Below are 15,383 nucleotides of genomic sequence, written 5' to 3'. Positions count from 1 at the left end.
ATCCGTCACGATGATGACCCGACTTCGAGGAAGTGGGTGAAGATCCAGCGGACATGCTCGGCGGCGTCCTCGTCGACCACCAGCTTCCGACTGTCGACGCGATCGCCGTAGGGTGGCGCACCATCCATCCACATGCCCTTCTTCCGGCTGGCGGCGACCTTGTCGCGGATGCGCTCGGCCGTCACCTCGCGCTCGAACTGGGCGAAGGACAGCAGGATGTTCGGCGACAGCCGCCCCATCGACGTGGCGGTGTTGAAGCTTCGCGTCTCAGGGCGAAGAGCGAAGCGTTCAAGTCTGCTCACCTCCGGGATCGCGATGAGCCAATCAAGGCGGCAGATGTGTTGAATTGCGCTGAGAGGTGACCCGGTCCGGCCGACGATTTCCATTGAGATTTGAGCCATGTGACCCTGCCCCGAGCGAAGTACGAGGGGGTCAATGGAGTGATCGACATGGGACTACTGAACGTGATCCGGAAGCTGCGCCTTCGACAGGGCTTGCCGATGCCCGAGGCCGAGGCCCAGCGTGTGCTTGGGACCGCCGCTCCCTGCACCTTCAACCGCAGCCCGGAATCCGATCCGATCCTCTGGGCGAGTGAAGGCGGTGCGGCTGCGATGAAATTGAACGGTGTCCTTGTCGGTCTGGAAGCGCAGGGCGATCCGCAGGAGGGTGCGGCGACGTTCTCGGCGCCCGGCACCACGGTGGCCGTGCGGCTGCTCGGCGACGAGGTCGACTGGCGCCAGAACGCGGAGCTGGTGTTCGAGCTTGATCAGGGCCTCAGCGTGGGCTACCGCGGTTTCTACGGTTGCGAAGCGGGCTGAGCGTCATGGCAAGGGTTCGGTGATCACCCACGTCCTACGGCTCAGGCCGAACGAGTTGTAAGGGATTGACGATGGCCGAAACACCGAACCGCTGGGAAGGCGTCTACCAGAGCAAGGAGGAGGCTGAGACAAGCTGGTTCGAGGACCGTCCACAGGTATCGCTCGACCTCATCGCCGAGACCGGCGCGGGCAAGGATGCGGCCATCGTAGATGTCGGTGCCGGCTCATCGAGGCTGGTGGACTGCCTTCTGGAGCAAGGGTTCCGCCGGATAACGGTTCTCGATCTCTCCGAAACCGCCTTGCGCATGGCGCGCGCGCGGCTTTCGCCAGATGCGCCGGTTGAGTGGGTGGCGGCGAACGTCCTGCACTGGCAGCCCTCCGGCCGCTTCGACCTCTGGCATGATCGGGCCGCGTTCCACTTCCTGACCGAGGCGTCCGATCAGGACGCTTATCTGCGTGTCATGGATCGGGCCCTTGTCCCCAGCGGTCACGCCATCATCGGGACATTCGCGCCAGATGGCCCGGCCTCGTGCAGCGGTTTGCCGGTCGCTCGCTATGATGGGGCCCTGCTTTCCGAACGGCTGGGCAGCGGATACCAGCTCGTCCGATCGCTGAGCCACGAACACCGCACGCCGTGGGGCAGCGTGCAGCGGTTCCATTTCGGGCTCTTTCGGAAGGTCTGACGGGTGTCGGGAGATCGTCAATCGGCAGCGGCCGCGTTGGACCGCTGCGCCTGCGCGTCGCGAATGTGTTCGGGCCACGTTGACTTGATGTAGTCCAGGATGGCTTCGATCTCGCCTTGGTCCAGCACGGAGCCGAAGCCCGGCATGCCCGACGTGAAGGTCACGCCCATGTCGTCCAGAACGGCCTGACCGCCTCGGGCGATATAATCGATGAGCATGGCGTCATCGTGATGCCATGTGTGGCCCGTCTCGTCATGGGGCGGCGCCGGATAGAAGCCGTTGGCGTCGGGGCTGCGCCAGTCAGGCTGTCCCTCGAGATCGACGCCGTGGCAGGCCGCGCAATGCTCGACGTAAAGCGCGCGGCCGGAGTCGGTGTCCGTCTCGGACGCGTGGAGGAACGCCGCAGCCGGAACCGGCATAAGCCCGATCATCAGGCAGAATGCAGGCAACAGATGCCGACCGGGCAAGAGCGGTTTGGCCGGCATCCTGTGCCCCCGTCTGCGCCACGACTCTGCCATCAGCGAAAAACGACGTATTTGACCAGTGCCGCCATGACGAGCACCACGAGACTGGCGACCACGGCGCCCCACAGCCCCATTCCCCACATCATGCCGCCGCCCGTCACCGTTCCGATCTCCTGAGTGCTAGTGGTCGCGCGTCTTTCCCGCCAGCCCGTCGATGATCGGGCAGTCCGGGCGGGCGTCGCCGTGACAATTCTCGACAAGATGGCCGAGCATCTCCCGCAACCCGGTCAGTTCCGCGATCTTGCGGTCGATCTCGCCAAGCTTCTCGGTGGCGATCGCCTTCACATCCGCGCTGGCGCGGTCGCGGTCGGTATAGAGGGAGAGCAGCTGCCGACATTCCTCGACCGAAAACCCGAGGCTGCGGGACCGCTGGACGAAGCGCAGCCGGTGGACGTCCTCGTTGGAATAGTCGCGGTACCCGTTGGCAGCCCGGTCGGCGGTCAGCAGACCGATGTCCTCGTAGTAGCGGATCGTCTTGGGCGGCAGGCCCGATTGCCTGGCGGCTGCTCCGATGTTCATGGCGGCATCTCCGTAGCTTCTTCCGCCAACATAGGGGTTCCAGCCGCTGGAAGCTCAAGTGAATTCGAGGTGAGCGGACAGAAGTGGCCGCGCGGTCTGCACCGCGCGGCCACTGTGGTCTCAGTTGGCGTTCTCAGCCAGCCAGGTGGTCATCCGCTCGATCTCGGGGCCTTGCGCCGCGATGATCTCTTCGGCAAGCGCGCGCATCTGCGGATCGTCGCCGTGCTCGAGCAAAACCTCAGCCATGTCGATGGCGCCCTGATGGTGGGCGATCATTCCACAGGCGAAGGCCACGTCGGCATCCTCCATCATCATGCCTTCGTGCATGGCCGGCATGGTGATCATCATCTTGCGCATGTTCTCCTGGACATGCTCGGGCATGGATTCGAGGTCCATGCCTCCCATATCCATCATTTCCATCATGCCCGCGTTCATGCCGCCGCCCTGATTGCCGTGCATGCCGCCATGTCCCATGGCCGAGTGATCCATGCCACCCGAGGCAGCCGCTGTCGTGCACTGCTCGGGGAGCTGGAATCCCGCGTCCTGCGCCATGACGGGCGCTGAGAACGCGGTTGCAGCGATAGCCGCGGCGAGGATCGTCTTTGCGATAGTCATCTTGAGTTCTCCTGAATGTATGATTTGTCGAGCGATCAGAGCCACAGACGTCGCGGAGGGGGGAGGATCACCCCAGGATCGCTTCCCAACCCCGGCACCGGCGACGCAGCCGTCGTCTTGTCGCTGGCCGTAACGGTCGTGATTTCATGCGCTCCGACTGAAATCCCCGGACAGCAATGAGCCATCATGCAACAGCCTGCTGCCGCAGCATCGCAGTCAGCCTCCATCTGAACGGTGAGAAGGCTGTGCTGGTCCCCCGGTTTGGCATGAGCGTGTTGATTATGGGCTTCCGCTTGCGCCGCGTGATCATAGGATAATGGGGAGCCAAAGCTCGCGGGCGGCCAGATGAAGGCGAATGCCAGCGCCAGCAACGCTGCAGTTGCCATGTTCCAAATCAGCGCTGGTTTTTTCATCAATGGTTATCCACCAGGGAAGACGCTAGCTCAGCAGTTAAAACCCGCTTCAAGTCAGCGCGTTCCTCTTGACGCTGCTTCTGACTATTGCCCGAGCGTCATGCCGCAGGGCGAGGCGAGAACCCGGCGTCCTCGAGCACGGCTGCAACAGCAGATTGATTGGCGCCCGACTCCACGGTCACCCGCTTCTGGGGCAAATCGACGTCGACCTTCGCCTGCGGATCGAGCGAATGGATCGCCCTGGTGACGCCCTTGGCGCAGCCGCCGCACGTCATGTTGTCGATCTGGAACTGCATGGCACTCTCCTGAAGGGTTCTGCTTCCTCGCTTTCTACAAGATGGGGCTTCCAGTTGGTGGAAGGTCAAGGGCGACATCAGCACGAAATCGGGTGTTGACCTTCCAGTGACTGGAAAGAGCAGAAGAGTTCCAACAGCACTCGCCAATGGAGTTGACGATGAACGTCCAAGCGAAAGGAAGCGCCGAGATCGCTTCCAACCTGACACCAAGACACGCCACTGTCTCGCTACCGGTCATCGGGATGAACTGTGCTTCCTGCGTCGGGCGAGTCGAGAAGGCCTTGAACCGCGTTGAAGGCGTGGGAAAGGCGACGGTCAACCTCGCCACCGAGCGTGCCGATATAACCTTGGTCCAGCCTGTCGATCAGGCCAGGCTGGTCCGGGCGATCGAAGACGCAGGCTACGAGGTTCCAGGCCGATCGATCACGCTCGCCATCCATGGCATGACCTGCGCGTCCTGCGTCGCGCGTGTGGAAAAGGCGCTGCTCGCAGTCCCGGGCGTCGCATCCGCCACAGTGAACCTTGCGACCGAACGTGCTTCGCTTTCCGCCTCAGGCACTGTCGCGGATCGCGATCTTGTCGCTGCAGTCGCCTCTGCGGGGTATGAGGCGCGGATGGTAAGCGGAAACGAAGACGACGAGACGCAGGCGTCCCGCAAGCAGGCGGAGCAAGCGGCCTTGGGTCACGACGTTGCCATCGCGGCCATCCTGACGCTGCCGGTGTTCGTGCTGGAGATGGGCTCGCACCTGATCCCGGCCGTCCATGAGCTCGTCATGACCACCATCGGCATGCGCGAAAGCTGGTACCTGCAGTTCGTTCTGACGACAGTGGTGCTGTTCTGGCCGGGCCTGCGGTTTTACCGGATCGGCCTGCCGGCGCTCATCAGGGGCGCGCCGGACATGAATTCGCTGGTCGCGGTCGGCACGCTGGCCGCCTGGACCTACTCGGTCGTCGCGACATTCGCGCCGCAGATTTTGCCCGCAGGAACGGTGAACGTCTACTTCGAGGCGGCTGCCGTCATCGTCACGCTGATCCTTCTCGGCCGCTATCTGGAGGCTCGGGCCAAGGGCAGGACCTCGGAAGCGATCAAGCGCCTTGTCGGTCTCCAGCCAAAGACGGCCCGCGTCCGCCGCGATGACAAGGTTGTCGAGGTGGCGCTTGGCGACGTCGTGACAGGCGACCTTGTCGATGTCCGACCCGGGGAGCGGATCGCCGTGGACGGCGAGGTCGTCGAGGGCGTGTCCTTCGTCGACGAAGCCATGATCACCGGAGAGCCGGTGCCGGTCGAGAAGCAGGCTGGCGCGACCGTGGTGGGTGGAACCGTCAACCAGACCGGCGCACTCACCTTCCGCGCAACCGCGGTCGGCGCCGACACCATGCTCGCGCAGATCATCCGTATGGTCGAGGAGGCTCAGGGCTCCAAGCTTCCCATCCAGGCGCTCGTTGATCGCGTGACGCTGTGGTTCGTGCCTGCCGTCATGGCGGCGGCCGCGCTCACTTTCCTTGTCTGGGCGATCTTCGGGCCGGAGCCTGCGACCACCTTCGCGCTCGTCAATGCCGTCGCCGTGCTGATCATCGCGTGCCCCTGCGCGATGGGACTCGCGACACCCACGTCGATCATGGTCGGAACCGGGCGCGGCGCGGAGATGGGCGTGCTGTTCCGCAAGGGCGAAGCGCTGCAGTCGCTCAAGGACGCCCGCGTCGTCGCGCTCGACAAGACCGGGACGCTAACCGAAGGCAAGCCCACCCTCACCGACCTTGAGACCACCGGCGGTCATGCCCGTAACGATGTTCTGGCACTGGTCGCCTCCGTCGAGGTGAAATCGGAGCATCCGATCGCGCGCGCCATCGTCGAAGCCGCCGAGGCAGACGGGCTGAAGCTGTCCGACTTGTCCCGGTTCGACAGCGTGACGGGCTATGGGGTCAGCGCTGATGTCGGCGGACGCCGCGTCGAGATCGGCGCCGATCGTTTCATGGAGAAGCTCGGGCTCGATGTCGGTGAATTCGCGACAATCGCCGCGCGACTGGCCGACGAGGGCAAGTCGCCGCTCTACGCCGCCGTCGACGGCGAGCTTGCCGCGATCATCGCCGTCGCCGATCCGATCAAGCCATCCACGCCGGAGGCCATCCGAGCCCTGCACGATCTCGGACTGAAGGTGGCGATGATTACTGGTGACAACCGGCGCACGGCGCAAGCCATCGCACGACAGCTCGGGATCGACGAGGTCGTGGCCGAGGTGCTGCCGGACGGCAAGGTGGAGGCCGTCAGGGCGCTGAAGCACCAACATGGTGGGCTTGCCTATGTCGGGGACGGCATCAACGACGCGCCCGCATTGGCCGAGGCGGATGTCGGCATTGCCATCGGCACCGGCACCGACATCGCCATCGAGGCCGCCGACGTGGTCCTGATGTCGGGCAGCCTCAAGGGCGTTCCGAATGCGATCGCGTTGTCAAAGGCGACGATCCGGAACATTCGGCAGAATCTGTTCTGGGCCTTCGCTTACAACACTGCGCTCATCCCGGTTGCAGCCGGGGCGCTCTATCCCGCCTTCGGGTGGCTCCTGTCGCCGGTCCTGGCGGCCGGTGCCATGGCGATGTCGAGTGTGTTCGTGTTGGGCAATGCGCTGAGACTGAAGCGCTTCCGGGCTCCGATGGCTGACGTCGGTCGATGATGAGGAACTGGGAAATGCTGCCGCATGGCACGGATTGGCTGTCTGCGATAGACAGGCAAGAACGTCGGAAACACATGACCCGCAGCGCTGCAGAGAACGTCTGAGAAACGGAGGAAGACATGCAACTGATACTTTCCCGAAGAGGCTTCGTGCTGGGCGCATGCGCTGCCTCGGTTGCCGGTGCTGTCCCCGCAATGGCCATCGCAGGGTCTGCGCTCCATGTCCTCAAGGATCTCAATTGCGGATGTTGCTCGGCCTGGGTCGAGATTGTGCGGGCCGACGGGTTCGATGTGACGGTCGAGGAGAGCATGGGGACGCTGCTCGCCCGCTACAAGCTCGACAACGGCATCCCGCAGGAAATGGCCTCGTGCCACACAGGCAGGATCGCGGGCTACATGATCGAAGGTCATGTTCCGCCCGCCGATATCCGGCGGCTGCTGGAGGAACGCCCGGACGCCATCGGTCTCGCCGTGCCCGGGATGCCCTACGGGTCGCCCGGCATGGGCCCGGAAAGCGAGCGCGAGGCGTACGAGGTGTTCCTGATCCGGCGCAGTGGGTCGACCGAAGTTTTCACAATCTATGCGGCTGCCTGATCCTGGTGCTGCTGTTTGGCGCGTGATCAGGGCCGAAGACACGTACGCGCCTGGTCGCGCATGACAGCGTGGTCGCTCAGCATCTCGCCAACGGCCGAGCCAAGCTGCAACGAAGCCAGTTCCTCGGCAGCCCTGGCCTGAAACTCCCAGCTATATTCGACGACGGGTGGGCAAGTCCCGAACTCGCCCGTCTCAGAACCGACCGTCGCACAGCCGCTCAGCAAGCTCGTTGCGATCGCGAGGGCGGCGAGCGGCGGCTTCCAGCATCCGGCGTTGGACATCATTGGCCTTCTCCCTAGTCTCAAGGCGTTCGGCGAGGCGGCCCGTGCGTTCGCCGGACCGCCGAAGCGCTAGCAGGAACAGGATCACGGCGAGCACGACGGCGCAGTAGCGTAGCGCCACCCGCATGCACGGGCTGGCGGCGAAACCGGTCAGGAGCGCAGCGATCATCGCTGTCCTCGTTTCCAGTCATCGAGGCGGGCGTAGATCGTGACCGCGATGCCGCCGAGGGCGACCGCGATGAACACCCAGCGCAGGGTGTCGAGATACGGGACGAGCGGCAGGATCGCGGTCTGGGTCTCGGCCAGGACGCTCTGCGCCACCTCGATACCCGCGGCACCCAGCGTCGCCACACCGGCCGCGCCGCCGCCCTTCATGGTGCGGCTCTCGGCCAGCACTTCGCGCGCGGGCGGCGCCTCGGCTGCGAATGCCGTCGCCCGGACCGGGAACCGCTCGCCCCACTGCCGTGCGGGCCCGAGGTCGACATGGATGAACCCCGAGCGCGGATAGAACCCGAAGCCAAGGAACCCGACCTCGCGCGCCGTAGCCTCGAACGCCGCTGGGTCGTGGTTCATCATGGCGATATCGAAGGCGGCGCCGTCGAGATGCTTCGACCGCGTGGCACCGCCGACGGCGCGGTTGTGCTCGGGGCTGCGATAGGCAGAACGGACGATTAGCGGCTTGCCCAGCCGGTCGCGCAGCGCCTGCAGCTTGTCGAGGGCGGGTTCGTTGATGAGCAGCTTGCCGGTGCCCCGGCAGGCAATCTCTGCCGGGCTGAAGTTCGGCCAGCGCCAGGCGCTTCCCGGCACGTCGCGCCAGTGGCGGTGGAAAGTCGTGGTCATGGGATCCTCCATAACGAGTTTCCGGCCCCTCGCAGGGGCTCGGTGCGTTCGCCGCTCGGGAAGGCCCACTGGACCTTCCCGTCTGCCTGTCAGGCAGACCGCGGCTCACCCCGCCTCGAGGGCGGGTGCGGTCGGGCTGATGGTTTTCGATGTTGAGCGGCTACGGGCCGCCGCCGAAGATCTTCAGCTTGATGGCGATGCCCGCGAGCAGCGCCAGCATGACGCCGGTGGTGATCGTGCGGACGGCGGTCTGCATGGCGGTGCGGCGCACCAGCCGGATGCAGTCGACGAGCGACCGCAGATCGCGGATGTCGAGCGCGGCCTCGTCGCCGTCGAGACCGACATCGGCGAGCGCGCGCTTCGCGCCTTCCTCGGCCGCGCGCGTCAGGATCGCCTCGAACTCGGCGTCGGGGATGCGCACGAAGCCTTCGGATCGGGGTGGTGTCATTGGGATCCTCCTTCCGCCGCTCAGCCGACCTTGCAGCCCCAGAAGGACGTGTGGTTGGCGGCGAAGTAGCCGTCCGCGACCCGGAAATACCCCTGCAGCTCGACGGTATCGCCCGCGGTGAGCGGGACCATGGTCTGCAGCCAGATGGCGGTGGCGAGCGAGACGTGGGTGCCGGAGATTTCGCCGAGGGAACCGCGGATTTCGGTCGTGCCGTTCAGCACCAACCGCCCGCGCATGCGCGCCGTGGCGCTCTCGTTGATCTTGTAGAGCAGCGTCGCGCCGAAGAGGTAGGTGCCATCGACGGGGGCGACGAAGTGGTTGTTCGCGGCATCGAAGGCCCCCTGGTCGTTGTAGTCGGTGTTGTTGAGGCCGATCTTGGTCCAGGTGCCGACGCCGACGTAGTTGTCGTAGTTCGTGTACGCCTTGAACCGCGGCAGCCGGGGCTGATCGACGATGCCGTTTGCGTTGTCGACGCTGAGCCCGTCGAAGAAGGTGCTGCCGTCCGCGGAGACCGCGAGCCGGAAGTGGTCCGAGCCGAAGAGGCCCACCAGGGCCTTGGTCACGAAACCGGTCTGCAGCGTCAGCCCGAGATCGTCCCCCGCGGCCTCCTTGTTCATGGTGTAGAAGAGATCGCCGGTGCCGCCCTCGGCCACGGTCTTCGCCGTCCAGAGCGCTGCGTTCAGCTTGGCCGAGAACGGGTTCGCGGCGTCGGCTGCCGTGCCCAGCCCCAGGAGCGCGAGGTTCTGCAGCGTCGTGGGCGTGGTGCCGACCCAGCCCGCGCCGTCGTAGACCAGCAGCAGCCGTTCTCCCGGCAAACTCTCTCCCGGAGAGTTTGCCGATCCGTCGAACTCCTCAACCCACGCCCGCCATCCGGGCCGAGGCGGCAGTTGAAGCCAGGCGCCATCGACCCAGTAGGCGATGCTGTTGTCCCATCCGGACCAGTCGCCGGTCGCACCCGGCGCCACGAGGAACCGGTCACCATCGTTCGGGGCGGGCGGTGGCTCTGTACGGGCGGCTCCGCGAACGGAAAGATGCACGATGCCGTCGAGCAGCCGCAGCGCCTCGTTGTGGGTGACATGCTTCTGGGCCTGCGCCGCCAGGATATAGGGCAGCAGGAGATGGGTCGTGGCGTCGGACATGGGGTTGCCTTCAGAACAAGAGCGTGGCGGTTTTGGGCGCACCCCGCCCGACGAGGGTGGAGAGCTGGAAGATGCGGATGTCGAGCGTGTCGCCGGGGCTGAGCGGCGCGCCCCAGTCGGCGGTCTGGTCTGCGGCGGTGTAGACCGCGCTGGTGGTGGCGGTGCTCAGCACCCGCTTCACGGTGGCGCCGTCGAGAATCTCGACCTCGTAGGCTTCGAGCTCCTCGGCCAGCGGCACCTCGAGCCCGCCCCAGCTGTCGGCGGCGAGTGCTCGGGACCGGCGTGTCCAGCGGATCGTCAGATCGCCGGGACTGCGCGCCTTGCGCCACGGCTGCTCGATATGGGCGACGGAGAACGGCCGCAGTCCCACACCCTCGGGGGTGAAGGACTGGGCGACGTAGGTCTCGTCGTTGACCGAACGGCTGGCTGGACCAATGCGCCAGTTCCACGGCAGCCCGAGATCGGCCTCGGCGATCGGCAGCGATGCGAGACTGTCGTCGAGCACGACGACGCGGGCGCCAGCAGGCACCGGATTGCCAATGGCGCCCTCGGTCCCTCGCTGGCCACGCAAGAGCCGGGTGAGCTGATACCGACCCGGCGCCAGCAACTCGGCTGCGCCCGCCTGCACGATCTCCCAGGTGCCAGGTGCGCTTTCGATCGCCAGCGCATTAGCACCGCCGAAGAAGGTCAGGTCAGTGACGCTTTCCAACGAGCCAAAGAGCAGATCGATCACCAGCGCGTTGCCGAGATCGAAGCGTGAGGTCGGTCCCGGCCAGAAATCCGAAACCAGCATGCCGATCCGGGCGCGACTGCCGAACGTGGTCAGCAGCTCGAAGCCGTCCGTGGAAGGGCTGCGGAGCACTGCCATCTCGCCCGGCCAAGGAACGGCGTGGGCCGCGACCAGCGGCCGGTGCGCGGGCTGGTCCTCGGTCAGCTGCGGCAGGTCCATCAGCACCGCATCCGGCGCGCCGAACACGACAGCCCGCGTCAACGAGGCCGCGCGGGGATCGCCGGGCGGCAGGTCGTAGGTCGTGCGGTCCTGGCGCACCGCCTCGATGCCGCGCGCCTCGGCGTCGGCGATGGAGACGAGCCGCAGGTCGACCAGCCGCCCGTCATGCTCCAGCCGGATCGCGTCGGCCGGATCGAGCGCGAGCCGCGAGGGCGGCAGACGGAACGCCGCCGTTTCGCGCCCCACCCACGCCTCCATCAGTGCGCGGCGGCAACGGCGCTCGGCCTCCTCGGGCGGCACGGCCATCGGAAAGGACTCGGACGCGATCCGCGTCGTGTCCACGGTGATGCGCCGCGCCTCGACGAGGGCCGCGTCGTAGTCCTCGTCGGCGCGGGCGACCTGCCACTTCAGCGCCTGCGGCAGCTCGGTCTCCTGGCCCCGCGTCAGTTCCAGCACGTCGCCCTCGCGAGCGGCCACGAGATCGTCGGGTGTGAGGGTCGCGACAGAGAACCGGCCACGCATGACGAAGCGGATCACGCCGCCGGTCTCCACGGCATCGAAGCCGAAGTGCCGCGCGAGCGTGGTGATCGAGGCGCGGGGGCTTTCCAGCGCCCCGATGACATAACCCTCGACCGCGCCCCAGAGGCCGGTGACGTCGATGCGGTGGGCGGGCAGCCCGGCGCGCAGGCAGAGGTGCCGGACGAGCGCCGCGAGCGACACCGCCCCCAGCCGCCCGGTCAGCCAGTGCCCGAGCCGCCAATTCGCCCCGTCCGTCCAGACGTCGGTCAGCGCCGGGAAGAACGGATAGGGACGCGCGTCCCAAGTCCAGGCCGCGCATTCGGGGACGTGCACCATGCGGCCGCCGTAGATGGTGGACACCGGGTTGTTCGCCGCATCGCCCCACCAGAGATAGGTCGCCTCGAGATAGGCGCGCTGGATGGCATCGTCCCGCCAGCCGCGCGAGAAATGCGGCGTGAAGCTCTCCGAGGACTTCGGGTCGAAGAAGACGTTCGGCTGGTTGGTCCCCCGGTCGATGGCGGGACAGCCCAGTTCGGTGAACCAGACGGGCTTGGATTGCGGCACCCATGCGGTCGCCGTGCCGCTTTCCACCCCGCCCGGGCGGTTGAAGTGGGGCTCCGACCACCAGGCGCGCAGATCCTTGTAACGGAAGACCCATGGTTTGCCCGCGTTCGGCGCGTCGCTCAAACCCGTGGCGCTCCCCGCCTCACCGCCGTCGGTGATGGGCGCGCGGATCTGGGCCGAGCGGTCAGCCTCCGAGGCATAGAACCACTCAAACCCCTCGCCCCCGGCGATGTTGGCCTGCAGGTAGCCCCGGTCATGGATCGCAGGCCAGCCAGCCTGTGCGTCGAGATGCTCGAACCCGTCGCGCCAGTCCGACAGTGGCATGTAGTTGTCGATGCCGATGAAGTCGGTATTGGCATCCGCCCAGAGCGGATCGAGGTGGAAGAAGACATCATTGCTGCCATCCCCCGGCTGGTGGCCGAAATACTCCGACCAGTCCGCCGCGTAGCTGATCTTCGTCGTGGGGCCGAGGATGCTTCGCACGGCTGCGGCTAGATCGCGGAAGGCCTGCACCGCCGGGTAGCTGCTGGCACCCGAGCGGATCGTGGTCAGCCCGCGCATCTCCGACCCGATCAGGAAGGCATCGACGCCGCCGGCCGCAACGCAGAGATGGGCGTAGTGCAGGATCATGCGGCGCAGGCCCCAGTCCCCCGCGGGGCCGGTCCAGCTGACGGTCTCGCCCGAAACCGAGAAGTCGGCGGGGGTCGCGCTACCGAAGAAGCTCGCGACCTGCGTGGCGGCCGTGGCGGTCTTGTCCACGCTTCCTGCGAACCCTGCCGCGGGAGAGCAGGTGATCCGCCCCCGCCAGGGGAACGCGGGCTGGCCCGTCTCGGCGACGTTGTCGGAATAGGGGTTCGGCAGCGTGTTGCCGGGCGGCACGTCCATCAGGATGAAGGGATAGAAGGTGACCCGCAGCCCGCGCGCCTTCATCTCCTGGATCGCCTGCACCACCGCGAAGTCGGACGGCGTGCCGCCATAGACGGGGCGGTCGTCTCCAGCCTCACTCGAACCCGTGGCGTTCGGCTGGAGACCGTCGCGGCTGACGAGGAAGGCGCTGGCGCGGCTGACGCCGTTCACCGACCAGCTGGCGGGCGTGGTGGATTTGGCCGACACCTCGACGCCGGGCCGCACCTTGCAGGAGCCCGCCCGCAGATCGTCGCCGAACCATGCCACCACGAGGCTGACACTCTCGACCGTAGGCGCTATGGCCTGCAGCCGGTCCAGCGCCTCGACCATGTCGGTTGAGTCGGCCAGCGCGTTCAGGTTCTCGGGCAACGTCGCGCCGCCATCGGTCTTGCGGATGGCCTGCGTCGCATAGGTGAACTCGCCCGATGCCGGGATCATGGTCACTGCGCGGGTCAGCCCCTCGGCGGTGTCGGGATCGGCGAGCGGCCGGAACACCTCGAAGGAGAGCTGCGGCAGGCGGTTGCCGTAGGTCGAGAGCGCCAGCTCCTCGAAGACGACATAGGCGGTGCCGCGATAGGCGGGCGTGCTGGCAGCCCCCATCTTCGCCGCAATGAACGGATCGGCGGTCTGCGCCTCGTCGCCGGGATACCAGCGCCAGGTGACGCCGGAGAGGTCCATCGGCTTGCCGTCGGCCCAGATGCGCCCGATCCCGGTGATTCCCCGCCCTGCCGGGCCTCCTCCGCCTCCATTCTCTCCCCCGGAGAGAATGGTCCCTGCGGGACCGGCTTCGGAGCCTTCGCAGAGCGCCACGGCGAAGGAGGCGTAGTAGAGATACTCGGTCGTCCTGACCTTGCCGCCCCCGCCGCCCTTGCCGCCGCCCTGCGTAGTGGTCTTGGTCTCCTCGCGGAAATCCGTCGCCCAGATGATGTTGCCGCCCATGCGCATGCGCCCGTAGAGCCGTGGGATCACCGCGCCTTCGATGGCCGAGGTGATGCGCAGCGTGTCGAGCCGCGCGCCCTCGATGCGCTGCGTGGGCGCCAGCGACGAGATGATCCAGCTGTCGACGACCGAGCCGATGCTCGAGCCGATGAAGCCGCCGATGGTCGCGGCGCTGACACCAAGGATCGCGCCGCCGATGCTGCCGCCGATGGCGGCGCCGGCCGCGCCGAGAACAAGTGTTGCCATGTCAGGGTCTCAGCGTTGCGGGAAGAGGAAGGTGAAGGCGATGCGCCGCCGCCAGGATGGGGTGAGCGGTTCCTCGATCACGCCGAGCCGCTCGTAGGCGTGGAGGAAGCTGTCGGGCGCGGTGAGGATCCCGACATGCTTGGCGATGGCGCGGGGCTTCATGCGGAACAGCACCAGCGTTCCCGGACCGGCTGCCGCGGGCTCAACTTCGATCATCATGGCACCCGCGCCCTCGGCCAGAACCTCGCGCGGGCCGGTCTCGCCCCAGTCCCGGCTATAGGGCGGGATCGGGAACGGCTCGGGACCGACGACCTCGCGCCAGACGCCCCGGGCGAGGCCGAGGCAATCACAGCCGGCGCCGCGAAGGCTGGCCTGGTCGTGATACGGCGTGCCGAGCCAGCTGCGGGCGGCAGTGATAACCTTGTCCTGGACAGCGGGAATCGGCCCGATCACTTGCGGCGCGTACTTGCCATGGCGCGGGATCGGTGATCTCGTCATGAGGTTTCCTTCTTCGCCTCGGGGCTCTTGCGATGACCTTTGCCGGGCTTTCCGCCTTTCCGATCACGCCGATGACGGCGGATGGCTGCGTGCAGGCCGATGCGCTTGGACGTGTACTGGAGCGCCTTCGTCGCCCCGAACTGACCTCGGTCGGCCTCTTGGGCAGCACCGGCACCTTCGCCTATCTCAGCCGCGCGGAGCGACGCCGCGCGGTGGCCGTCGCGGTCGAGGTGCTGGGCGGCAGCGTGCCGCTGATGGTCGGGGTAGGCGCACTGCGTACCGATGAGGCCAGCGCGCTCGCTCGGGACGCGGCCGAGGCCGGGGCGGATGCGCTGCTTCTTCCTGCGGTCAGCTACACGCCACTGACGCAGGAGGAGGCATATGAACATTACAGGGCTGTCGCCGCCGCGACGGATCTTCCGCTGTGCATCTACAACAACCCCGGCACGACCCATTTCACGTTTCAGATCGGGCTTTTGCAGCGGCTGGCTGAGCTGCCCCGGATCGCGGCGGTCAAGATGCCGTTGCCCGCCACCGGTACGGTAGCCGTGGATCTGGCCACGTTGCGTGGCACGCTGCCCGCGGGATTTGCCATCGGCTACAGCGGCGATTGGGGCTGCGCCGATGCGCTGCTGGCCGGGGCAGATACCTGGTACAGCGTAATCGGCGGCCTTCTGCCCGACATCGCGCTGCGGCTCGCTGCAGCGGCGACGGTGGGCGACAGGGCCGAGACACAGCGGCTCGATGCCAGCCTCGCACCGCTCTGGGCGCTGTTTCGCGCCCATGGCTCGCTGCGTGTGATCCATGTGATGGCGCAGCAGATGGGCCTGAGCGATGGCCTGCTGCCTCTCCCGCTTCGGCCGCTCGGCGCCACGATCCGCGACCAGATCGCCGCCGCGACCGAGGCCTTGGCCGAATGAA

General features: G+C 66.8%; 16 protein-coding genes and 1 pseudogene. 5 read left to right on the top strand and 12 right to left on the bottom strand.

Translation table 11 applies throughout. The features are described 5' to 3' along the window. Window positions 1-8 precede the first annotated feature (8 nt). Window positions 9-266, bottom strand: a pseudogene (locus ACFQXB_RS13450) (recombinase family protein); the annotation flags it as partial. A 135-nt stretch (window positions 267-401) separates the two neighbouring features. Here ACFQXB_RS13450 and ACFQXB_RS13445 point away from each other — a divergent pair. Both ACFQXB_RS13445 and ACFQXB_RS13440 read left to right on the top strand, forming a co-directional pair. Beyond that, window positions 402-818, top strand: coding sequence for a hypothetical protein (locus ACFQXB_RS13445; RefSeq protein WP_377404720.1), 417 nt, complete (start codon window positions 402-404; stop codon window positions 816-818). 71 nt (window positions 819-889) lie between these two features. Continuing rightward, window positions 890-1,501, top strand: coding sequence for a class I SAM-dependent methyltransferase (locus ACFQXB_RS13440; RefSeq protein ID WP_043869432.1), 612 nt, complete (start codon window positions 890-892; stop codon window positions 1,499-1,501). A gap of 17 nt (window positions 1,502-1,518) precedes the next feature. Here ACFQXB_RS13440 and ACFQXB_RS13435 read toward each other — a convergent pair whose 3' ends face one another. From ACFQXB_RS13435 to ACFQXB_RS13415, 5 genes are all read right to left on the bottom strand, one after another. Then, window positions 1,519-1,986, bottom strand: coding sequence for a c-type cytochrome (locus tag ACFQXB_RS13435; protein WP_377404717.1), 468 nt, complete (start codon window positions 1,984-1,986; stop codon window positions 1,519-1,521). A gap of 159 nt (window positions 1,987-2,145) precedes the next feature. Then, entirely contained in the window at window positions 2,146-2,544 is a 399-nt protein-coding gene (gene cueR, locus ACFQXB_RS13430; protein WP_043869430.1) for a Cu(I)-responsive transcriptional regulator, read from the bottom strand. A 120-nt stretch (window positions 2,545-2,664) separates the two neighbouring features. Continuing rightward, entirely contained in the window at window positions 2,665-3,204 is a 540-nt protein-coding gene (gene copM, locus ACFQXB_RS13425) for a CopM family metallochaperone (protein WP_377404714.1), read from the bottom strand. Then, window positions 3,195-3,572, bottom strand: coding sequence for a hypothetical protein (locus tag ACFQXB_RS13420; protein ID WP_377404712.1), 378 nt, complete (start codon window positions 3,570-3,572; stop codon window positions 3,195-3,197). The genes copM and ACFQXB_RS13420 overlap by 10 nt, the downstream gene beginning before the upstream one ends. Before the next feature lie 98 nt (window positions 3,573-3,670). Continuing rightward, window positions 3,671-3,868 carry a heavy-metal-associated domain-containing protein gene (locus ACFQXB_RS13415; protein WP_377404709.1) on the bottom strand — a complete coding sequence of 66 codons (198 nt, stop codon included), beginning with the start codon at window positions 3,866-3,868 and terminating at the stop codon, window positions 3,671-3,673. Window positions 3,869-4,026: 158 nt separating this feature from the next. Here ACFQXB_RS13415 and ACFQXB_RS13410 point away from each other — a divergent pair, with 158 nt between their 5' ends. Together ACFQXB_RS13410 and ACFQXB_RS13405 are read left to right on the top strand one after the other, a co-directional pair. After that, window positions 4,027-6,540, top strand: coding sequence for a heavy metal translocating P-type ATPase (locus ACFQXB_RS13410; protein ID WP_377404707.1), 2,514 nt, complete (start codon window positions 4,027-4,029; stop codon window positions 6,538-6,540). Between the two features lie 119 nt (window positions 6,541-6,659). Next, window positions 6,660-7,133, top strand: coding sequence for a DUF411 domain-containing protein (locus tag ACFQXB_RS13405; RefSeq protein WP_377404704.1), 474 nt, complete (start codon window positions 6,660-6,662; stop codon window positions 7,131-7,133). A gap of 192 nt (window positions 7,134-7,325) precedes the next feature. On the opposite strand, the gene ACFQXB_RS13400 is transcribed toward ACFQXB_RS13405, so the two are convergent. The 6 genes from ACFQXB_RS13400 to ACFQXB_RS13375 all read right to left on the bottom strand — a co-directional run bounded on the left by ACFQXB_RS13400 (window position 7,326) and on the right by ACFQXB_RS13375 (window position 14,462). Further along, a complete protein-coding gene (locus ACFQXB_RS13400; RefSeq protein WP_377404701.1) occupies window positions 7,326-7,583 on the bottom strand; it encodes a hypothetical protein in 258 nt (85 codons plus the stop codon). Continuing rightward, window positions 7,580-8,254 carry a YcbK family protein gene (locus ACFQXB_RS13395; RefSeq protein ID WP_377404698.1) on the bottom strand — a complete coding sequence of 225 codons (675 nt, stop codon included), beginning with the start codon at window positions 8,252-8,254 and terminating at the stop codon, window positions 7,580-7,582. The genes ACFQXB_RS13400 and ACFQXB_RS13395 overlap by 4 nt, the downstream gene beginning before the upstream one ends. 160 nt (window positions 8,255-8,414) lie before the next feature. Further along, entirely contained in the window at window positions 8,415-8,702 is a 288-nt protein-coding gene (locus ACFQXB_RS13390; RefSeq protein WP_377404695.1) for a DUF6127 family protein, read from the bottom strand. A 20-nt stretch (window positions 8,703-8,722) separates the two neighbouring features. Beyond that, a complete protein-coding gene (locus tag ACFQXB_RS13385; protein WP_377404692.1) occupies window positions 8,723-9,841 on the bottom strand; it encodes a DUF2793 domain-containing protein in 1,119 nt (372 codons plus the stop codon). 10 nt (window positions 9,842-9,851) lie between these two features. Then, a complete protein-coding gene (locus tag ACFQXB_RS13380; protein ID WP_377404689.1) occupies window positions 9,852-13,964 on the bottom strand; it encodes a baseplate multidomain protein megatron in 4,113 nt (1,370 codons plus the stop codon). 9 nt (window positions 13,965-13,973) lie between these two features. Further along, window positions 13,974-14,462, bottom strand: coding sequence for an NlpC/P60 family protein (locus ACFQXB_RS13375; protein ID WP_377404686.1), 489 nt, complete (start codon window positions 14,460-14,462; stop codon window positions 13,974-13,976). Window positions 14,463-14,494: 32 nt separating this feature from the next. Here ACFQXB_RS13375 and ACFQXB_RS13370 point away from each other — a divergent pair, with 32 nt between their 5' ends. Next, window positions 14,495-15,382, top strand: coding sequence for a dihydrodipicolinate synthase family protein (locus ACFQXB_RS13370; protein ID WP_377404683.1), 888 nt, complete (start codon window positions 14,495-14,497; stop codon window positions 15,380-15,382). The last annotated feature ends 1 nt before the right edge of the window (window position 15,383 follow it).

It is taken from the genome of Halodurantibacterium daqingense (assembly GCF_042666235.1).
Lineage (GTDB): Bacteria > Pseudomonadota > Alphaproteobacteria > Rhodobacterales > Rhodobacteraceae > Halodurantibacterium > Halodurantibacterium daqingensis.
Note: the sequence above shows the minus strand (reverse complement) of the source record. Positions and strands in the feature narration are given on the sequence as shown.